General features: G+C 39.7%; 20 protein-coding genes. 1 reads left to right on the plus strand and 19 read right to left on the minus strand.

Translation table 11 applies throughout. The features are described from left to right. Window positions 1–11 precede the first annotated feature (11 nt). From QNH29_RS21820 to mce, 7 genes are all read right to left on the minus strand, one after another. Window positions 12–989 (minus strand): ABC transporter permease, encoded by a 978-nt coding sequence (locus tag QNH29_RS21820; RefSeq protein WP_283865712.1) that lies wholly within the window; start codon window positions 987–989, stop codon window positions 12–14. After that, complete coding sequence (locus QNH29_RS21825; protein ID WP_283861406.1) at window positions 989–2,548, minus strand: sugar ABC transporter ATP-binding protein; 1,560 nt, start codon at window positions 2,546–2,548, stop codon at window positions 989–991. Before QNH29_RS21825 ends, QNH29_RS21820 begins: the two co-directional genes overlap by 1 nt. Window positions 2,549–2,650: 102 nt before the next feature. Then, window positions 2,651–3,619, minus strand: a complete 969-nt coding sequence (locus tag QNH29_RS21830) for an ABC transporter substrate-binding protein (RefSeq protein ID WP_283861407.1) — start codon at window positions 3,617–3,619, stop codon at window positions 2,651–2,653. A 309-nt stretch (window positions 3,620–3,928) separates the two neighbouring features. After that, window positions 3,929–4,690 carry a DeoR/GlpR family DNA-binding transcription regulator gene (locus QNH29_RS21835; protein ID WP_283861408.1) on the minus strand — a complete coding sequence of 254 codons (762 nt, stop codon included), beginning with the start codon at window positions 4,688–4,690 and terminating at the stop codon, window positions 3,929–3,931. A gap of 385 nt (window positions 4,691–5,075) precedes the next feature. Beyond that, the gene (locus tag QNH29_RS21840) at window positions 5,076–6,197 is read right to left on the minus strand and encodes a tripeptidase T (protein WP_283861409.1); all 1,122 of its coding nucleotides are present in this window, start codon (window positions 6,195–6,197) and stop codon (window positions 5,076–5,078) included. A 73-nt stretch (window positions 6,198–6,270) separates the two neighbouring features. Next, a complete protein-coding gene (locus QNH29_RS21845) occupies window positions 6,271–7,821 on the minus strand; it encodes an acyl-CoA carboxylase subunit beta (protein WP_283861410.1) in 1,551 nt (516 codons plus the stop codon). A gap of 7 nt (window positions 7,822–7,828) precedes the next feature. Next, window positions 7,829–8,233, minus strand: coding sequence for a methylmalonyl-CoA epimerase (gene mce / locus QNH29_RS21850; protein ID WP_283861411.1), 405 nt, complete (start codon window positions 8,231–8,233; stop codon window positions 7,829–7,831). A gap of 162 nt (window positions 8,234–8,395) precedes the next feature. Between mce and prli42 the strand changes: the two genes are divergently transcribed. Next, window positions 8,396–8,491, plus strand: a complete 96-nt coding sequence (gene prli42, locus QNH29_RS21855) for a stressosome-associated protein Prli42 (protein ID WP_283861412.1) — start codon at window positions 8,396–8,398, stop codon at window positions 8,489–8,491. Between the two features lie 49 nt (window positions 8,492–8,540). Here the strand turns inward: prli42 and QNH29_RS21860 are convergent, their stop codons facing one another. The 12 genes from QNH29_RS21860 to QNH29_RS21915 form a co-directional block, all read right to left on the minus strand. Then, a complete protein-coding gene (locus QNH29_RS21860) occupies window positions 8,541–9,053 on the minus strand; it encodes a L,D-transpeptidase (protein WP_283861413.1) in 513 nt (170 codons plus the stop codon). A gap of 23 nt (window positions 9,054–9,076) precedes the next feature. Further along, window positions 9,077–10,060 (minus strand): aromatic acid exporter family protein, encoded by a 984-nt coding sequence (locus tag QNH29_RS21865; RefSeq protein WP_283861414.1) that lies wholly within the window; start codon window positions 10,058–10,060, stop codon window positions 9,077–9,079. Between the two features lie 63 nt (window positions 10,061–10,123). After that, a complete protein-coding gene (locus QNH29_RS21870) occupies window positions 10,124–10,846 on the minus strand; it encodes an amino acid ABC transporter ATP-binding protein (RefSeq protein ID WP_283861415.1) in 723 nt (240 codons plus the stop codon). After that, entirely contained in the window at window positions 10,839–11,498 is a 660-nt protein-coding gene (locus tag QNH29_RS21875; protein ID WP_283861416.1) for an amino acid ABC transporter permease, read from the minus strand. The genes QNH29_RS21870 and QNH29_RS21875 overlap by 8 nt, the downstream gene beginning before the upstream one ends. A gap of 74 nt (window positions 11,499–11,572) precedes the next feature. Next, window positions 11,573–12,349, minus strand: coding sequence for a transporter substrate-binding domain-containing protein (locus tag QNH29_RS21880; RefSeq protein ID WP_283861417.1), 777 nt, complete (start codon window positions 12,347–12,349; stop codon window positions 11,573–11,575). A 209-nt stretch (window positions 12,350–12,558) separates the two neighbouring features. Then, window positions 12,559–12,996 carry a BrxA/BrxB family bacilliredoxin gene (locus QNH29_RS21885; RefSeq protein WP_283861418.1) on the minus strand — a complete coding sequence of 146 codons (438 nt, stop codon included), beginning with the start codon at window positions 12,994–12,996 and terminating at the stop codon, window positions 12,559–12,561. Between the two features lie 71 nt (window positions 12,997–13,067). Further along, complete coding sequence (gene meaB / locus QNH29_RS21890; protein WP_283861419.1) at window positions 13,068–14,192, minus strand: methylmalonyl Co-A mutase-associated GTPase MeaB; 1,125 nt, start codon at window positions 14,190–14,192, stop codon at window positions 13,068–13,070. Continuing rightward, a complete protein-coding gene (gene scpA / locus QNH29_RS21895) occupies window positions 14,193–16,391 on the minus strand; it encodes a methylmalonyl-CoA mutase (RefSeq protein WP_283861420.1) in 2,199 nt (732 codons plus the stop codon). Further along, window positions 16,372–18,258, minus strand: a complete 1,887-nt coding sequence (locus QNH29_RS21900; protein WP_283861421.1) for a methylmalonyl-CoA mutase subunit beta — start codon at window positions 18,256–18,258, stop codon at window positions 16,372–16,374. The genes scpA and QNH29_RS21900 overlap by 20 nt, the downstream gene beginning before the upstream one ends. A 310-nt stretch (window positions 18,259–18,568) precedes the next feature. After that, complete coding sequence (locus tag QNH29_RS21905) at window positions 18,569–19,882, minus strand: dihydrolipoamide acetyltransferase family protein (RefSeq protein WP_283861422.1); 1,314 nt, start codon at window positions 19,880–19,882, stop codon at window positions 18,569–18,571. Window positions 19,883–19,894: 12 nt separating this feature from the next. Next, the gene (locus QNH29_RS21910) at window positions 19,895–20,878 is read right to left on the minus strand and encodes an alpha-ketoacid dehydrogenase subunit beta (RefSeq protein WP_283861423.1); all 984 of its coding nucleotides are present in this window, start codon (window positions 20,876–20,878) and stop codon (window positions 19,895–19,897) included. Window positions 20,879–20,890: 12 nt separating this feature from the next. Further along, window positions 20,891–21,886 (minus strand): thiamine pyrophosphate-dependent dehydrogenase E1 component subunit alpha, encoded by a 996-nt coding sequence (locus QNH29_RS21915; RefSeq protein ID WP_283861424.1) that lies wholly within the window; start codon window positions 21,884–21,886, stop codon window positions 20,891–20,893. Window positions 21,887–21,918 lie beyond the last annotated feature (32 nt).

Below are 21,918 nucleotides of genomic sequence, written 5' to 3' on the forward strand. Positions count from 1 at the left end.
TTTAATCTAAGTTATGTTCTGCTGCGTAATCTATCAAGTAATACGGCAATAACAATAACTATGCCTTTTACAACTTGTTGCCAGTAAAAATCAACGTTAAGCAAAGTCATTCCATTTGTTAATACGGCAACAATTAAAACCCCAATGATCGTACCTTGTATACGGCCACGGCCACCTACAAAACTAGTGCCCCCTAGAACAACAGCCGCTATCGCGTCCAGCTCAAATGCAATACCTACCATGGGCTGCCCTGAAAACAATCGTCCTGCCATAACAACACCACTTATACCAGCAAGTAAGCCACTAATGGAATAGACATGGATCAATGTGCGCTTAACCTTAATTCCTGTTAGATGCGCTGCTTCCTCATTACCACCAATCGCATAAACATGTCGTCCGAACATTGTGTATTTCAAAACAATAAACATTATGATATAAACAATTAACATGACATAAATAGGGGTAGGTATCCCAAGAATTTTACCTGCTCCAATGAACTTGAATTGCTCTGATGCCAAAACGACAGGATATCCCCCCGTTATAACATAGGCCAAACCTCTCAGGTAGGTCATACTACCGAGTGTCACAATAAAAGATGGCAGTTTGGGGACAGCTGTTAAAAAACCATTTATGGCCCCTGCCACATATCCAACTGCTGCACCTGCTAACATAGCCACAACTGAAGGAATTCCAGCGTTTGAAAGTAATACAGAGATGACACCTGCCAAGGCTAAGGTTGAGCCTACCGACAAATCAATGCCGCCTGTTAATATAACGAGGGTCATCCCAGCTGCTAGAATGGCAGTAATCGAGCTTTGCTTCAAAACGTTCAAGATATTACTTGAATCCATAAAATTTGGTGCAAAAACCATCATAATGAGTATCAATAAAGCAAGAATGATTAACATGCCTAGCTGATTAAAAATCTTTTTTGAACGATCCTTGAACGAAACTACAATTGGTCTAGACGTTTGTATGTTTGTATTCATCATTTAACCTCTCCAGTAGCATAGTACATAATTTTTTCTTGTGTCGCTTCATCACGAGACAATTCAGCTCTAAGTTTCCCCTCATGCATGACTAAAATCCGATCACTTACTCCTAGAACTTCGGGTAATTCAGACGAAATCATTAATACCGCAAGCCCCTGATCGGCTAGTTTACTGATAATTTTATGAATTTCTGTCTTCGCTCCTATGTCTACACCACGTGTCGGTTCGTCGAGGAGCAGCACTCTAGGACCGATAGATAGCCATTTAGCAATGACAACCTTTTGTTGATTTCCACCGCTAAGGCCCATTATGTTTTGTTCCTTTGAGGCGGTTCTTACACCTAATTCTTCAATATATCGATCCGCATCCTGATTCATTTTCTTATACTGCAACAATTTAAATTTCCGATATGTTGGTAATTGTGCCATCAGAATATTTTCTTTTACAGATAAATTCGGTAATAACCCCTGCTCCTTCCTACTCTCAGGAACATGGGCAATGCCAAGTTTCATTGCTTCAATGGGACTTTTTATATGGACCTGCTGGCCATTCATGATGATTTGACCATTTGACAAATCGGATAAGCCAAAGATGGTTCTTATAAGCTCCGTCCTTCCGGCACCGACAAGGCCTGCTAAACCTACAATTTCACCAGGGTATAGTTTCAACGATATATCTTTCACAAACTTTTTGTCAGAGACACCTTTCAACTCAAGCACTGGTTTCCGTTCCTCTGGCCAAACCATACTATTGTTTTTTTCTCTTACAAACAGCTCATTTAACTCTCTTCCTACCATAAGCCTTACTAGGTTCTTGGGATTTGTTTCTGATATCGGACCACTAGTAACCCACTGCCCGTCTCTTAGGACAGTAAAGCGATTGGAAATTTTAAATATTTCATCCATTCGATGTGAAATATATACGATCGCTACGCCTTTTCGCCTTAATTCTTCAATAATACCAAATAGCTTTTCTATTTCTTTATCCGTAAGGGAGGCTGTAGGTTCATCCATAATTAAAATCTCAGAGTTAAGGGATAAGGCACGGGCAATCTCAACCATTTGTTGTTGTGCTACACTTAGGGTAGATACATCCGCTCGAGGATCTAAAGTTGATCCGATTGATTTTAAAACCTGGCCCGCCTTTTCATAGATTTCATTCCAATTGATTAGGCCAAACCTATTTTTCTTAAAGGTTGTACCCATCATAATATTCTCGCCAATGGACAAATTGGGTGATAGGCTTATCTCTTGGTGAATAACACTAATTCCCTTATTTCTAGCCTCCATTGGATTATTCCAATGCACTTCTTGACCTTTATATATAATCATTCCAGCATCAGGCTGATACACACCTGCCATAATCTTCATTAAGGTAGATTTCCCTGCACCATTCTCTCCCATTAGTGCATGAACTTCCCCTTTATAAAGTTCTATATTAACGTTTTGTAACACCTTCACACCGGAAAATTGTTTGTTTACTGCCTTCATACTCATGATAGGTGATCGTGTTTGTGATTGACGATTAGTATGTTCCTGTAATTGAGATACTGCCATTTATTCCACTCCCTAGGTCACTTTTTATGTGTTTTTCTAGGATGTAAATATAGTGCTCTAGAAAGAGCACTATATATTAATACACCACTAAGGGGTATGGATTTACCATCCCTTATAGGAATCAACATTTTCCTGAGTGATAAATTCAGTTGGAATAAGAACCTCTGACTCGACCTTCTCCCCGTCAATGATTTTTAATGCCAAAGCGACACCATCAATCACCATCTGGTTAGGGAATTGTGCGGAAGTACCCGCAAAGCTTCCACCTTTTTTCAAAGCATCCACCGCTGCAGGTGCGCCGTCCACACTTACCACGAAGAATTCATCTTGTCTGTCTGCTTGATCTTGGGCAATTTGTACTCCGGTAGCTTCTTCATCATTGATGGTAAAAACGGCATTGATTTCTTTATTTGCAGTAAGGATACTTTCCATTACCGTTAGTGCCTTTTCACGGTTTCCTTCACCGTTTTGTTTTGCAACAACCTTAATATCCGGATATTTGCTAATCACTTCGTTAAAACCTTTTATTCGGTCTGTTACTGCAGAAACGGGAGGGCCATCAATAATTACAATGTTGCCCTTTCCATCAAGTTGCTTCACAAGGTACTCTGCCGCTAATCTGCCTGCTTGAACGTTATCAGACATAACGACTGTGTCAATGCCACCCTCTGCAAATCCATCAAGAGCCACAACCGGAATGCCTGCTGATTTTGCTTGAGCAACCGCACCTGCGATACCAGCGGAATCAAATGGGCTCAACAAGATTAAATCAACTTTCTTTGTAATGAAATCTTCGATTTGTGCTGTTTGTTTTGCGAGGTCATGATCCGCACTTACCGTGATGACTTCCGCATCATACTTAGAAGCCACTTCTTTAGCACCTTTGGACATCGCTACGAAGAACGGATTACCTAATGTTGGAACAGTTAAACCAATTTTAAGTTTTTTATCAGTATCGTTATTTTTACCTTTATTATCAGAACCAGAAACGTTTTCATTATTGCCACATGCACTTAATAAGAATAAAGTGACAATTACTAGTACAATACTAAAAATTTTCATATTTTTCATAGCGTGCAAACCCCCGAATAATAGTTAGTAAAAGATTTTTAAATAAGTCAATCATTGTAAAAAAATCAATTATGCTCTACTATGAAAATGAGTGCTAAAATTTTATTAATTTTAGCCAAACTCAAGCAAAGGTGTGATTTAGGGCTAAATTCCATTTGGTCGTGGGAGCCTGAATCGCATCTTTTTTTGTGAATTTTTCTCATTATCATACATTATGAAACTATTCCTTTCCTTATCTTTATTGGCCTCACCTCCTAAACTTCAATCAAACCCCTTTAAACCGCTTTCATTTATCTTAGGCCACTATGATTAGACAATATGAACCGTAATACCGGCTTCATTAATGTGATTAACTTCCGTCTTAGGTGCTGCACTATCGGTTATTAAATAATTTATATCATGAATATCCGCAAACTTCGCAAAACTTACCTGGCCTATTTTGGTATGATCGGTGATGAGAATTACCTTTTTCCCGCAAGCGATCATCTTCTTTTTTGTAGCTGCCTCAGTTAAATTTGGGGTGGTTAAACCATTTTCAACATCAACACCATTCGTAGCAATAAAGGTTTTGTCTACACGGATTTGGTCAAAACAAATCTCGGCTAAAGGACCGACTAACGCTAGAGTTTCAGAGCGTAGACTTCCTCCACATAAAACCACTTCTATTCCTGGTACATCCTTTAATTCGTTGGCACAGAGGATTGAATTCGTTACAACACGTAGGCTTGAAAAGTTTCGTAGTTCTTGAGAAAGATAATAAGTAGTGGTACCCGAATCAAGTAAAATGCTTTCTCCGTTTTCAATAAACTTAGCAGCTTCCTTTGCTATAGCCTTTTTCTCTTCCTGAAAAGTCACTTCTTTCTCGTTGTAAGTCGGTTCGAACGTCACACTATGGAAAAGGACAGCACCACCATGTGTTCTTTTTAACAATTGGGCTTCCTCTAGTTCCTTTAAGTCCCTGCGAATGGTTGATTCAGACAAATTAAAGTATTGGCTTAATTCTTGCACATCCACTCTAGAATTTTTGTTAAGTAAATTTAAAATGGCAGATTTTCTTTCTATACCGTACACAAAATCATTTCCCTCCTATTTTTTTAGAATGAATGATTATTTCAGATGATTATTTTGAATGAATTTGATTGATTATGCTCACTTTTGATTATATGTGCATTTTTTCCAAAATACAATATAAATTTGGAAGATTCATAAAAATTCAAAATGTATTTTCACAATTTGAGTGACAATAGATTTTGTAACATGATAATTGAAAAACATCATAGATATAGCTATATTAATTCCGAAGCTGGAGAGCCCTACTAAACGTTGTATTATATATCTATTAAATTTGTATTACCACATAGATTTTGTGTCAAAGATTATAGAATCATGTATAAAAGCAACTGAAAAATCCTCCCCCGAGTAAGGAGAGGATAATGAATTTTGTAAGTGAACATCCTTATTGGTTTGTAACTTCTTCAATAATAGCAATAGTCATTTCTGCCAGCTTATTTAGTTCTTCTATTGGCATACGTTCATTTGTAGTATGAATATCTTCATAACCAACAGCCAGGTTTACGGTTGGAATGTTAAAGCCTGCAATAACGTTGGCATCACTTCCGCCGCCGCTATGCTGCAATTCACAACTGCGGCCAATTTTTGCTGCCGCTTTACGTGCAATCTCAACCACTTGGTCACCTTCGCCAAATTTAAATCCAGGGTACATGATTTGAATATCAACTTCTGCCCTGCCACCCATTTCTGCTGCAACGGTTTCAAAAGCTTCTTTCATTTTGGCCGCTTGTGCTTCCATTTTTTCAGTAATAAGGGAACGGGCTTCTGCAAGAATATCTACACGGTCGCAAACAATATTCGTTTGTGTGCCTCCTTCAAAGCGGCCGATATTTGCAGTTGTTTCTGAGTCAATTCTCCCTAATGGCATTCTCGCAATCGATTTTGCTGCAATGGTGATAGCTGAAACTCCTTTTTCAGGCGCGACACCAGCATGTGCCGTTTTACCATAAATAACGGCTTTAATTTTTGCTTGGGTCGGGGCTGCAACTACGATATTTCCAACTAATCCATCGCTGTCTAATGCATAACCATACTTTGCTTTCAATAATGATGGATCAAGTGCCTTAGCACCTACAAGGCCAGATTCTTCACCGACCGTGATGACAAATTGAATTTGACCATGTGGAATATTTTGTTCTTTTAGGACGCGGATCGTTTCTAGCATGACGGCTAATCCTGTTTTATCATCAGCACCTAAAATCGTAGTTCCATCGGTTACAACATATCCGTCTTTGATAGAGGGTTTAACACCTCTAGCTGGAACGACTGTATCCATATGGGAAGTGAAGTAGATAGGATCAACACCATCCTTAGTCGCAGCAAGTGTACATATTAAATTGCCTGCTCCATGTCCTGTTACAGCAGTTGTATCATCTTCAAACACATCAAGACCTAAATCTGTAAACTTTTGTTTTAAGACTTTTGCAATTTCAGTTTCGTATTTGGTTTCCGAATCGATTTGTACAAGTTCTAAAAATTCATTCAAAAGACGCTCATGATTAATCATCTGAATTACCCTCCGTTTTATGTACTCACTACTCGAGTATACTCCTTCATAATCCTGTCTTCAAATGATTGTATTAAAGCGGGATATTCCCGTGTTTCTTAAACGGTCTTGATTCTTTTTTATTTCGAAGCATCTCTAATGCCTGGACAATTTTTATTCTCGTTTCACGAGGGTCAATAACATCATCAACCATTCCTCTGCTTGCCGCCACATATGGATTGGCAAACTTTTCACGGTATTCTTCGATTTTTTGCTGTCTTACCTGCTCTGGATTATCGCTATTTTGAATTTCCTTTGCAAAAATAATATTGGCAGCCCCCTGCGGCCCCATTACGGCAATTTCCGCATTTGGCCATGCAAAAACTAAATCCGCGCCAATAGATTTACTATTAAGTGCTACGTAAGCGCCTCCATAAGCCTTTCTTAAAATAACAGTCAACTTCGGAACGGTCGCTTCTGAATAGGCATATAGAATCTTTGCACCGTGGCGTATAATACCTCCGTGCTCCTGTTTTACACCTGGAAAAAAGCCTGTTACATCTTCAAATGTGATAATTGGGATATTAAACGAATCACAAGTGCGAATAAACCTTGCCGCTTTATCAGAAGAATCAATGTCAAGCCCGCCTGCCATAACTTTAGGCTGATTACAAACTAGACCTACGGTTTCCCCCTTAACCCGCGCAAAACCAACAACGATGTTTTTTGCAAAGTTTTTTTGAATTTCCATAAAAGTGTCTGCATCGGCTACTTGTTCAATTACTTTACGAACATCATAAGGACGAACAGCGTCGAAGGGAATAACATCCGTTAAGTCTGGACGATAATCATTTTCCTCTACTACCTCAAGTCTAGGAGGCTTTTCTTCGTTGTTTTGAGGCAGATAGCTGAGAAGCTTGCGAACCTGCTCTAAAACTTCCTCCTCACTAGCACCCTCGAAATGCGCATTTCCACTAATACTATTATGAACATGAGCACCACCAAGGTCTTCAGCAGATATCTTCTCACCCGTAACGGTTTCAATTACTTTTGGACCAGTAATAAACATTTGGCTTGTTTTTTCAACCATGAACACGAAATCAGTAATTGCGGGTGAATAGACTGCTCCACCAGCACAAGGTCCCATAATCACCGATATTTGTGGAATTACCCCGGAATAAATCGCATTTCGATAAAAAATATGACCATAACCGTCTAGTGAAACCACGCCTTCTTGAATTCGCGCTCCTCCAGAATCATTCAGGCCGACAAACGGTGTACCGTTTTTAGCAGCTAAATCCATTACATTAGCAATTTTTTTTGCATGCATTTCCCCAAGCGCACCGCCGAATACGGTAAAATCTTGTGAAAATAAGTAGATTGGCCGGCCATTTACTTTTCCGTAACCAGTCACAACACCATCACCAGGACCTTTTTGTTCATCTAAACCGAAATCGTTCGTCCTGTGCTCAATAAATGGACTTAATTCAACGAAGGACCCTTTATCTACCAACAGCTCAATTCGTTCTCTTGCTGTTAATTTCCCCTTCTCATGTTGTTTTTCGATTCTTTCGTCACCGCCGCCAAGCTCGACCTCCCGGCGTTTATCATATAATTCATTTATTTTCTCGTAGATGTCTATCATTTCACCTTCACCCCTTCTTTTCGCATAGCTCGACCAATACACCCGCTGCTGACTTGGGATGCATAAAGGCGATATGTGCTCCTCCGGCACCAGCCCTAGGCACTTCATCAATCATCCGAATCCCATTTTCTTTCATTTCTAGTATTCTTTCTTCAATAGAGTTAACACCCAAGGCGATATGGTGTATCCCCTCACCACGTTTCTTAATAAATTGGGCTATTGTACTTTCCTCTGTTGTTGGTTCTAAGAGCTCCAGTTTCGTTTCCCCTGCATTCAGAAACGCAACTCTAACTTTTTGACTTTCGACATCTTCAATTCCCAATAAAGGAAGCTTGAGGACCTCCGTATAAAAAGGCAGGGCGGTCTCAAGCGATTGAACAGCAATTCCAATATGGTCCACTTTTTTTATCATTTTTACCCCTCTATTTTTCATAATTTAAATAGTTTCGACAAATACCATATTCGCTAAAAAATTCATAATTCCTTCCCAAAATGAGATGTTGTTCCATTGTTCAATTGGGCTTTTCCCTGTAGAATATAAATAAAGCTATTTAATATAAAGGGGGAACCCACTTTGAATAAGAAAAGAACAAGAAAAATAGTCGTATATTTAATGCTATTCGCTATGTTAGCCTCCACTCTCTTAATTGGGATTGCTCAATTTATTTAAATAAGACATAGACAAAGGGACTGTTCCTAGAGACAGTCCCTTTTGATATTTATTGTATAGCTCCATGTTCTTTCGCCAGCTGTTCAAACGATTTAGTCGTTGAAGTGACTAATATTTTTGTACCTAAAGGAATGTAGGGGTACAAGGAAGAAATGACTTCATTCTGTGTGCGAATGCACCCCTGTGAAACATATCTTCCGATGGAGCCAGGCTGATTGGTACCATGAATTCCATAAATTCGTCCATCTGTTTCCTCAGCATTAAAGCCAATCCATCTAGAACCAAGGGGGTTATTTGGATCACCTCCAGGAATATCCTTACGGCGATAGTATGGGTCTTTCGCTTTTACTGTAATCGTAAATAGCCCTTCTGGTGTTAACTCCTTCGTCTTACCAGTACCTACACTTACAACGGTTTGGACTTTATTTTCATCAATCAATGCCAATTCATTTGTTGTTTTATTAACTATAACAAAAGGGTCACCGGGAAGAGGATTGGGCCCAAGCGGCCAAAGCGGGGAAATAAAAAAAGCAAACAGGATTGGCGATAGTATCTTTATCATAAAATCCACCTGCCATTTTTACCTTAGTTTGCTTCTATTTTTCTTAATTTATTCCATCTTGTTGTATAAAAGGTGCTTTTAATAATGAGATATTCATTCATCTCTTTTACTAATTGAAGCAGTGCAGCACGCACCTCAAATTCCTCTCTTGTCTTAGGCAGCTCCATTTCTTCGAATTCCTTTTTCATCTCTTTTAATTTATCAAGATAAATATGCGCCGTATTGCCCGGTTGAATATTTTGTGATAATTCTTGAAGAAATTCAGCAATCCTTTTTCCTTGTGGTAACGTCACAGTAAGTGAAGTTACAATCGGTAAAACCCGTTCTAGTATTTCAAATTGCTTTTCTCTCATTCTGAAGTAATAATAATAATCATTTTCTTCCCTTAACACATGATTTTCTACATCTAGAAATGCAATTGATTTAGCCTCATCCAGCACCAATGCTGTTTCCGTTATTTCTTTACCAGACCAATCACTATCACCAGTTCTAAGAAAATTAACCATTTCACAAAAAATCACTTTAAAATTGCCCTCAATTTTACTTTGATAATCTCTTAACTTTTGATCCACGCTTGGCATATATACATTTATCAAAAGCGCTACACCAATACCAGTGACAATAACACCGAGCTCATTAATAATAAGATCCATTGTAATCTTGTTAGCCAAATAGATATGTAAGATAATGACACTGCTCGTAACCACTCCGTCGGTTGCTTTAAGCATAACCACTGTCGGAATAAAGAATAAAAGCATGACACCAATAACAATCGGATGATAGGCTATTCCTTCAAAAAAGAGGGCAGAAAAAGGCATAACCAATACACAGGCTAGAAATCGGTCCCAAGCTGTTCGTAATGATCTTCTTTTCGTAACTTGTATACAAAGAATCGTTAATATACCTGCAGACGCAAAGTTATCTAAACCAAACTGCTGAGCAATTAGAATGGAAATGGCCGTGCCTGCAGCTGTTTTCAATGTTCTGTAACCAATTCGAAATTTCATAGAAATCTCCCTTAAAATAATAAAAAAAGATGATCCGTATAGACCATCTTTAGATTATCCTTTTTAGAGCATTTTTTGCAAGAAATCTTGTGCACGCTTGCTCTTCGGATTTGTGAAAAATTCTTGCGGGTTTGCGTCTTCTACAAGCACTCCTCCATCAAGAAAGAGCACTCGGTCAGCTACCTCTCGAGCAAAGCCCATTTCATGCGTCACTATAGCCATTGTCATCCCAGTATGTGCAAGGGATTTCATAACCTCTAAAACTTCCTTGACCATTTCCGGATCAAGTGCAGAGGTTGGTTCATCGAAAAGCATAACTTCTGGCTCCATGGCCAGTGCCCTTGCTATTGCGACACGCTGCTTTTGTCCGCCAGATAATCTAGTCGGGTACTCCTTTGCTTTTTCCGCTAATCCGACTCTCTCTAATAGGTTGTAGGCAATCTTCTCTGCTTCTGCTTTTGATAATCCTTTAACCTTGATTGGTGCATAGGTAAGGTTCTCTAAAACAGTTTTATGCGGGAATAGATGAAAATGCTGAAAAACCATCCCAACATTCTGACGCACCTTCATAATATTAGTCTTTTTATCGGTTACATCTTGGTCCCCTACCAAAATCCTTCCGCTTGTTGGGATTTCAAGAAGGTTCATGCAGCGCAGGAAGGTTGACTTCCCCGAACCAGATGGTCCAATAATTGCAACCACTTCTCCAGCATTAATTGTCGTAGTGATGCCTTTTAAAACTTCAAGCTTCCCATAATTTTTATGCAAATTTTCTACCTTAATCACTGCGTCTCATTCTCCTTTCAACCGCTTTTCCTAGGAAGGTTAAGGTAATGACCATTAAGTAATAGATCATTCCGGCAATTAAGAGTGGTTCAAAAAACGAATAATTTTCAGCCCCAACTTGGTAAGAACGACGCATAATATCCATTACTCCAATAGTTGTCACAATGGCAGATTCCTTTGTTAAGGTAATAAATTCGTTCATTAATGCCGGCAGGATATTTTTTAGCGCTTGCGGCAGAATGATATCCCACATCATTTTTGTGTAAGGTACACCAAGGGCCATTGCAGCCTCCTGTTGTCCTTTGTCGATTGCTTGGATCCCTGCTCTAATAATCTCAGATATGTAGGCACCAGAATTTAGAGCAAAAGATAAAATTGCAGCTGTATATGGTTCAATTTGATAACCAATCAATTGTGGTGAGCCATAATAAATCAACATCAACTGTAACACTAATGGAGTACCACGAAAAATCGAGGTATAAGCATCCGCAAACCAACCGAGAAATTTGAATTTGCTAATTTTAAACAATGAAAGAATTATTCCTAAAATAAAGCCTAATACACCTGCCAGTAAGACAATTCTAAGCGTGACGAGTATTCCCTCTAAAATGTATGGCATTGAAGGAATGAATTGTGTGAAATCTAAGTTCATTCAGCTGCCGTCCTCTCTAATTATTGAAATGAGTAAGACGTTCAGAAAACTTTCTGAACGCCTTGGTTGTAAAATTAGTTTTCCCCACCGAACCACTTAACAATCAATTCTTGTAGTTCACCGTTTTCTTTCATTTTTCTAAGCTCTTGGTTAAATTTCTCTGTTAACTCGCTATCCTTTGGAAAAGCGATTGCAGATCCTGCTTCTTCTGGGTCGTCGCTGATTGTGAAGCTAGTTAAATCCGCTTCTTTATCAAGATATCCTTTAGCCACAGTGTCTTCAATAATGATAGCGTCAAAGCGCCCTGCCTTTAATTCTTGAATAAGCTCTGGGATACGATTACGATTTTCTACTGTTATTGCAACAGATTTATTAATTTCATCTGCTTTACCTTCTTGAATGGAACCTAACTGTACACCAACAGTTTTACCCTTCAAATCTTCTACTGTTGAAATTCCATTTTCTTTTTTAGAGATAACCATGTGCTGTGCTGTATAGTAGATATCACTGAAATCTACATTTTTCTTTCTTTTTTCCGTTGGTGTCATTCCCGCTAATACAAAATCTGCTTGTCCAGATTTAAGTGATTGAATCAAACCGCCAAAATCCATATCTTTAATTTCAACTTCATAGCCAAGTTTTCCAGCAATCGCATTAGCTAAATCGACATCAAAGCCAATAATATCGTCACTTTTATCTGATTCAATATATTCAAACGGCGCATAATCTGCTGATGTGGCCATTACAAGTGTCTTTTTGTCACCTGCGTTCTCGTCTTTAGATTCGCCGCAAGCTGCCAGAACACCAACAGCTAAAATCATTATTAAAAATAAACCCATTAACTTTTTCATTTGTTTTCCTCCTATAATTTTCTGAATATTTCTTAATATAACTTTTACTAACTTTATAGAGTTAAACTTTAATATTTATGCAACGTAATGAATTTTAACACGATGGGTAATAATTATGCAAGTATATTTATTAAAATTTATTATTACTTTTTTAATATAAAAAAAAGAGCTAACCTCCTATTAAGGAAATCAGCCCTTTTAACTTCAATCTAAACTTCTTCACAGTTTTCTTCAAATTCTTTTTGCAGTCTTGCTACGACTGCAGCTGGGTCGTGACCTTCTATTTGGTGTCTTTCAACCATTGACACAATTTTTCCATCTTTCAATAAGGCAAAAGATGGTGAGGACGGTGGATAGCCCGTAAAATAGCTGCGCGCTTTCTCTGTTGCTTCTTTGTCCTGTCCTGCAAAAACTGTAACCAGGTGATCTGGACGTTTATCATAATGAAGGGAATGTGCGGCTGCTGGACGTGCAATGCCGCCTGCACAACCACAAACAGAGTTAATCATTACTAAGGTTGTTCCTTTTTGTTCAAGCGCTTCTTCAACCTCTTCAGGTGTTCTTAGTTCTTTATAGCCAGCTGCTGTAATCTCATTACGTGCTTGAGCTACAACATCATTCATGAAAAAATTGAAATCCATGCTCATACTTTTCACTCCTAATTTATGTCGATATAACTACATGATAACAGTTAAAATGTATCTTTTTCAAACAATCGTTACTTTTTATTAGATTGGAATGCGTTAAAAAGGATTTCTACCGCAGTGGCAGCTGTTTTTTCTCCTGCTATTACTTCATTTTCTAATTGAGGAAGTTTGAGCTTCACCTCTGGATGGTGGAAAAAGCTGTAATGGAGGTGATCTGTAATAAGCGAATAAATCCAATCTCGCTGCTGTGCTTTTCGTCTTTCTGCAAACACTCCAGAGGATTTTCCTTTCATCTCAAAATCCTTAATTACATCCCAAACCTCTTTTATACCCTCCCCTGTGACAGAGGAACAGGTATAAGCCTTTGATGCCCATCCCCTAGTAGCCGGCTGCAGAAAATGAAGGATACGGCTATACTCTTTCCTTGTCTGCTCCGCTTTCTCCTTATTGGATCCATCTGCTTTATGAACAAGGACGGCATCGGCAAGTTCCATGATTCCTTTCTTCATCCCTTGCAATTCATCCCCCGCACCTGTTAGGACAAGAAGCATGAAAAAATCAACCATCTCTCTAATAATCACTTCGCTTTGGCCAACTCCGACGGTTTCGATTAAAATCACATCAAAGCCAGCAGCTTCGCAAATTAACATCGCTTCTCTAGTTTTTCGATGTACTCCCCCCAGCTTTCCAGCCGTTGGTGATGGCCGGATAAAAGCCTTTGGATTCCGTGACAGTTTTTCCATTCTGGTTTTATCACCTAGAATGCTCCCACCCGAAAGACTAGAGCTCGGATCGATAGCAAGTACAGCAACTCGAAGACCTAGGTCGCAGAGGTACGTACCAAATGCTTCAATAAACGTACTTTTCCCAGCACCAGGGACACCTGTTATTCCAATTCGGATTGATTTTCCACTATATGAAAGGAGCTTTTGCAGGAGCTCTTGTGCCTTATGGAAATGTTGTTCTGCATTACTTTCAATCAGCGTGATTGCCCTGGCAAGCTGCCCTCTATTACCGGAAAGCACACCATTAATTAACTCTTCAACAGTAGGATCCTTTGATTGACGTTTACGATAAACAATGTTTTTTTCAATTCCTATAGACTGGCCATCCTGCTCTTGTCCTTTTTTGATCATAGTTGAGAATTTCTCAGGTTCATTTAAGTCGCTCCATTCTGGCTTCCTATCCTCAGACATCTATTCTGCCACTTCCTCATAGCCAAGCTGCTTATAGATTTCCTTAATCACCTTTTGGGCCGCAACAGGGATAATGGTTCCTGGACCGAAAATCGCGGCTGCACCATTATCATATAAAAATTGATAGTCCTGTGCTGGGATTACACCGCCGATAATCAATAGTATATCTTCACGGCCGAGCTTTTTTAACTCAGCTGCAAGCTGTGGTAATAACGTCTTGTGACCGGCAGCCAGTGAGCTCATTCCAATGACATGAACATCATTTTCAACCGCCTGCATTGCCGTTTCTTCAGGGGTCTGGAATAATGGACCGATATCAACATCAAACCCTAGGTCCGCAAAGGCGGTAGCAATGACCTTGGCACCGCGGTCATGTCCATCCTGCCCCATTTTTGCAATTAGAATTCTTGGTCTTCTGCCTTCATGCTCGAGGAATTCATCGGTCATCTTTTTCACTTCGCTAATTTCCTCTTCGTTTGAAAATGCTTTGCTGTAAACCCCGCTAATGGAGCGAATCACAGCTTTATGTCTGCTAGAAACCTTTTCAATCGCGTCGGAAATTTCACCCAATGTTGCACGTACTCTTGCAGCTCGAACAGCTAGTTCTAACAGGTTGGTTTCTCCTGATTCAGCCCCCTTTGTTAAAGTTGCTAAAGCTTCCGCAACCTTATTTTCATCACGATGAGCTTTTAAATTTGTTAATTTTTCAATTTGCTTTAATCGAACTGCCGTGTTATCAATATCCAAGATATCAATTGCTTCTTCCTTTTCGAGACGATACTTGTTAACACCGATAATGGTTTCTTTGCCAGAGTCTATTTGTGCTTGTCTTTTAGCAGCTGCTTCTTCGATTCTCATTTTTGGAAGTCCTGTTTCAATGGCTTTTGCCATACCTCCAAGATTTTCGATTTCTTCAATATGTGTCCAAGCTCTTTTTACCAATTCGTCAGTCAGCTTTTCAACGTAATAGGAACCTGCCCAAGGATCTATTACTTTAGTGATACTTGTTTCTTCTTGTAAAAATAATTGTGTATTCCGGGCAATTCGAGCTGAGAAATCTGTTGGCAATGCAATGGCTTCGTCCAAAGCATTAGTATGAAGTGACTGCGTATGCCCCATTGCAGCAGCATGCGCTTCAAGTAAGGTACGAATTACATTATTAAATGGGTCTTGCTCCGTCAAACTCCACCCTGATGTTTGAGAATGAGTTCTGAGTGCCATTGATTTCTCAGATTTCGGTTCAAATGATTTCATCATTTTTGCCCAGATTAAACGAGCAGCCCGCATTTTAGCCACTTCCATAAAATAATTCATCCCGATGGCCCAGAAAAAGGACAATCTTGGTGCAAATTTATCAATGTCGATTCCTGCTTTAAGCCCTGTCCTTACATACTCCAATCCATCTGCCAGGGTGTATGCCAATTCTAAGTCTGCAGGAGCCCCAGCCTCCTGCATATGATAGCCAGAAATACTAATACTATTAAACTTTGGCATGTATTTAGAAGTATACTCAAAGATGTCAGCGATGATTTTCATGGACATCTCAGGTGGATAAATATAAGTGTTACGGACCATATACTCTTTTAAAATATCATTTTGAATCGTTCCGGAAAGCTTATCCTGTGTGACTCCCTGTTCCTCAGCTGTTACAATGAAAAAAGCAAGTATCGGTAAAACTGCACCATTCATCGTCATTGAAACCGACATTTGGTCCAAAGGAATTCCATCAAAAAGTGTCTTCATATCAAGAACCGAATCAATAGCAACCCCTGCTTTACCGACATCTCCAACTACTCGCGGATGGTCAGAATCATAACCGCGGTGTGTGGCTAAGTCAAAGGCAACGGATAAACCTTTTTGACCCATCGCTAGATTACGGCGATAGAATGCGTTGCTCTCCTCAGCCGTGGAAAACCCAGCATATTGTCTAACCGTCCAGGGACGGTTTACATACATGGTTGGGTATGGTCCGCGTGTATACGGCGGGAGTCCGGGCAAATCATCCGAATGGTTTATTCCTTCACGATCTCCTGATGTATAAAGCGGTTTCAGTTGAATTTGTTCATTTGTTTCAAACAGCAAATCTTCTATAGAGGTGTTAAGTTCTTTTTCAACAAGTTCCTTCCATTGCTCTTGTGTGATGAAGTCATGTTCATCAAACAGAGCTATATTTTGAAAATCAGGCTTTTTTGTATTCATTTTGTTCCACCTCCATTTCTGTTAAAATTGTTCTCAAAGTTTCATAACAATTGCTCTTTAGATGAATAAAGTGTTTAACTCCCTCATTTATCCACTGTGACTGATGCTCTTTTTCCGGCAAACCAGCCAGATAAAAAATCCTGTCCGGGAATTCTCTAATTAGGCATTCAAGAATATCGTGACCGGTGGATTCATATTGATTATTGCCTCCACACAAGCAAAAATAAATCGTATCCTGTGATAAAACAAACTGTTTGGCAGATTCTATAGAAGTAATACTACCGCTTTCTACCGCTTCAATACCCCCAGCAACCGCGAATCCCCTCATAAAATCGAATCTTGGTTTATAGTCTTTTAACTCACCTAGGCAAATCATGCCGATTTTTGGTTTTGAACCTGATTTACTTTCAATCACTTCACTAATTTTACGCAGTTCTTCAAATGGTTCAGACAATCTCACATTCTTAATTTTCCTTATGTTGATTGTATTGTTACCATCAATATTTATAAAATTATTACATGGCCGTATTTTAAAGGAATTTGCCACTTCAGCAAGACTAGCATACACATTTGTTCCGACAATACTTTGTTTTCTCGTAAAGACATCCTGCTTTCGTTTTGTCCAAACAAAAGCTACTTCTTCTTGTAACCAACCCGATTTTAATACTTCCAACATACCGCCTTTAGCTTCAATCTGCTGAAAATATTCCCACGCTTTTTCTGCAAGTTCTACTGTCAATGCTTCTACGTACCAGGATCCGCCGGCAGGGTCAACCACTTTCTGCAGATAGGCTTCTTCCTTCAGAATATTTTGTGTGTTTCTTGCAATTCGTTCTGAAAGATGAGAACTGCCAGTTATATCATCAAATGGAGTTATATGAAGATATTGGACTCCTCCCACTACCGCTGCGAACCCCTCATTTCCAGCACGAAGAAGATTAACATACGGGTCATAAACTGTTTTGGTAAACGATGAAGTTTCTGCTGAAATATGCATTCCCCGATCCTTAGCATTTGCCCCATAAACTTGGGTAATTTTATTCCATAGAATACGTGCTGCACGTATCTTGGCTAGCTCCATGAAGAAATTGCTGCCAATCGAGAATTGAAAGATCATTTTTCCTAATACATTTTCCACCTTCATACCACTTTCTAATAGCTTTTGAAGATAGAATGTACCGGACGATGCTGCTATTCCCAGCTCTTGAACCGCATTTGCTCCGCCTTGGTGGTAGGTTGAGGTATTTATTAATATTGTCCGTAATTTTGGTAATTTTTCATTTGCAAGCTTTATATCATCCATCCAGCTCTTGATAAAGTCTTCGTGAATGTATCCTTCCTCCGCAAATAAAGAAAGTGGATCGCTAGCAACATAGCCATTAACTTCATTAGTGCAAGCCTCACCTTCTATTAATGCTGCTAAGAATGCTGATTGCAGGTCTCGCCCATTAATGGCAAAAGGATATTTAGAAGGTAATTCTCCCAATATGTCATTTATCATTTTTTTTGGTTCAAAAAGAGCCTCTGTAACCTCAAACGCTAGAGCGGTTTGTCCTTTTTCAATGCTGCCATGGAGCTTTTCTTTTAATTCGTCAACAGAATGATATACAATCCGCTGTGCTGCCTTCCAATCATTTGTTATGTATCCTAAAGGATGAATACCTCTGCGAAAATCTGAGCCAGCTGGGTAATCTGGTGCTTTCTGAACGTCTAGCTTAGAATAAAGCGGTTTCAAAATTATATTTTCATATGTACTGCTTTTTAACGTGTCAACACTTTTACCCTTCAAAGATTCTTCTGCCTTGGTTTTCCAGTCTTCTAACGTCTTTAAAGGAAATGATTGATTCTTCAGGTTGTCTAAACTCATAATCTCCCCCCTTAAATACTCAATATTCTTTAAATTCTTATTACTATTTATTTTAGGATACTATTGTCTTTCAAGCAATGAAAATAACCGCCGACCATTCCGGCAGCGGTTATTTATATTAATGGATGTGTTAAATTGGCCTGTTGATTTCCACTCCAGGCACTTCGCTTTCCGCGGGCGTGCCGGGGAGCCTCCTCGGCGCTTAAGCGCCTGTGGGGTCTCCCCAGCCCCGTACTCCCGCAGGAGTCTTCGTGCCTTCCGCTCCAATCAACAGGGTGCAAAATCAACAATTAGCTTTAACACAGCCTTATTAATAAATTGAAGTGGTGGATTTTGATGTGTTTTCTAAAATTTCTTTTACCCTTTGCAAGAATCGACCGCAAATTAGGCCGTCTAAAACTCTATGGTCGAGTGACATGCATAGGTTTACCATATCACGAACGGCAATCATATTGTTGTTCATAACGACTGGGCGTTTGACAATGGATTCAACTTGGAGAATTGCAGCTTGCGGGTAGTTGATAATTCCCATAGATTGAACCGAACCAAATGAACCGGTGTTATTGACAGTAAAAGTACCACCCTGCATATCTTCCGAACGAAGTTTTCCTGTCCTGACTTTTATTGCAAGATCAGAGATTTCACGGGCAATTCCCTTAATGGTTTTCTCATCAGCATGCTTAATAACTGGAACATACAATGCATCATCCGTTGCAACAGCAATCGAAATATTGATGTCTTTCTTCTGGATAATTTTATCCCCAGCCCACATGGAATTAATCTGCGGGAATTCCTTTAATGCCTGCGCTACGGCTTTTACGAAAAAGGCAAAGAATGTTAAATTAAAACCTTCTTGTTTCTTAAATTCATCTTTTAAGGAATTACGGTATTCAACAAGATTTGTTGCATCGACTTCAATCATCGTCCAGGCATGCGGCGCTTCATGCTTGCTGCGGAGCATATTTGCAGCAATCGCTTTACGGATTCCTGTTACCGGTATTTCAATATCTCCTGCAGCAACTGGAATACTCGGAGCAGGAACAGATAGCTTTTGAGTTGCAGCCGGCTGAGTTGAAACAGATGGTACTGTTTCTTGCACTGCAGCAGGTTGACCCTCCTCTGTCTTCTTAGATGCTTCAACCTTTACTCCTGCCGTTGGGATATTGCCAGATTCAATTAATTTTAATAAATCTTTTCGCGTAATACGGCCGCCTGCACCGGTGCCTGTCACCTGTGTTAAATCAATTCCATGTTCTTGGGAAATCTTTAGAACAGCCGGTGAGTATCGGGCTTTGTTTCCTTGTTCTGTTTGTTGAGTAACTACAACAGTTTCAGATACATCCGCAGTTTTCTCAGAAACACTTGCTTCTTCTGCATTGCTGCCCTCGATTTCTATTGTACAGATGATTTCTCCGACTGAGAGTGTGTCCCCATCTTCAGCAACTAGCTCTTTAATCGTACCTGTGAAAGAAGATGGAATTTCTGCATTTACCTTATCTGTCATGACTTCAGCTAATGGATCGTATTTATTTACTTTATCTCCTACGGAAACAAGCCATTTTGAGATTGTCCCTTCGGTTACACTCTCCCCTAGCTGAGGCATTTTAATTTGCTCAATAACCAAGAATACAACCTCCTAATATTCAGCAAGCTCACGCATTGCTTTTTCAACTTTGTCTGGATTAATCATAAAGAATTTCTCCATTGTTGGTGCATATGGCATTGCAGGGACATCTGGTCCTGCAAGACGCATAATTGGCGCATCTAACTCAAATAAGCAATTTTCCGCAATAATGGCAGATACTTCACTAATAATACTGCCTTCTTTATTATCTTCTGTGATAAGTAATACCTTGCCAGTTTTGGCTGCTGCTTCAATAATTGCTTCTTTATCAAGTGGATATACGGTTCTTAGATCCAAAATATGTGCGGAGATTCCATCCTTGGCTAATTTTTCAGCTGCCTGAAGGGCAAAATGAACACAAAGCCCATAAGTAATAACCGTGATATCTTCACCTTCGCGTTTCACATCTGCTTTTCCAATTGGTAATGTATAATCTTCGGCTGGCACTTCACCTTTAATTAACCTGTATGCCCGCTTATGCTCGAAGAATAGAACAGGGTCATTGTCACGAATGGCAGCTTTTAATAACCCCTTCACATCATAAGGTGTTGATGGCATTACAATTTTCAAGCCTGGTGTATTCGCAAAAACTGCCTCAACAGATTGAGAATGATAAAGTGCCCCATGAACACCGCCGCCATATGGAGCACGAATAACCATTGGACAGCTCCAGTCATTATTAGAACGATATCGGATTTTTGCTGCTTCAGAAATAATTTGGTTGACTGCAGGCATAATAAAATCAGCGAATTGCATTTCAGCAATCGGTCTCATACCATACATGGCCGCACCGATTCCCACCCCGGCTATAGCAGATTCAGCAAGCGGTGTATCAATTACACGCTCTTCACCGAATTGTTCGTATAAGCCCTGAGTAGCTTTAAAAACCCCGCCTTTTACCCCTACATCTTCACCAAGTACAAAAACTTTTGGATCACGTTCCATTTCTTCTCGAATGGCCATTGTGACCGCATCTATATAAGAAATAACTGCCATGTTACATCCCCCTTACTTATCACCATAAACGTATTTCAACGCGTGTTCAGGTGCTGCATACGGTGCATTTTCAGCATAATCAGTGGCTTCGTTCACTTGCTTCATCACACGATCGTTAATTTCTTTTTCTAACTCATCACTCATTACACCGGTTTCTTTTAAATAGGCGCCAAAAGTAATAATAGGATCCTTCGTTTTCGCTTTAGCCACTTCATCAGGGGCACGGTACGAACGGTCATCGTCATCAGAAGAGTGTGGTGTCAGTCTGTAAGAGACTGTTTCTATTAGTGAAGGCCCCTCGCCACGGCGGCCGCGATCCGCTGCATCCTTGACCACTTTATAAACTTCTAATGGGTCATTTCCATCAACGGTAAATCCAGGCATACCGTATCCAATTGCACGATCAGATACTTTTTCACAACCTAATTGTTTTTCAATTGGAACTGAAATTGCATATTTATTGTTTTCACACATGAATATGACTGGCAGTTTGTGAACTCCTGCAAAGTTAGCTCCTTCGTGGAAATCACCTTGGTTAGAGGAACCTTCACCAAAGGTTACGAAGGTCACAAGATCCTTCCTCTCCATTTTTCCAGCTAATGCCACCCCTACCGCATGTGGAACCTGAGTTGTCACTGGTGAAGATCCGGTCACAATGCGATTTCTCTTTTGCCCGAAATGTCCAGGCATTTGCCGGCCTCCTGAGTTCGGATCCTCCGCTTTAGCAAATCCAGATAGCATTAATTCCTTTGGTGTCATTCCAAACGTCAAAACTACCCCCATATCACGGTAATATGGCAGCACATAATCTTTTTCTTTATCAAGAGCAAATGCAGCACCTACTTGTGCCGCTTCTTGTCCTTGGCATGAAATTACGAAGGGTATTTTACCCGCACGATTCAATAGCCACATCCGTTCATCAATCCGGCGGGCCAGCAGCATAGTTTCATACATTTCCAAAACCTTTTCATCACTTAAACCTAATGCATGATGACGATTTTCAGCCATTTATTTTATACCTCCTTGTTCATACGTACCTT

This window comes from Neobacillus sp. DY30, assembly GCF_030123065.1.
Classification (GTDB): Bacteria; Bacillota; Bacilli; order Bacillales; family Cytobacillaceae; genus Neobacillus.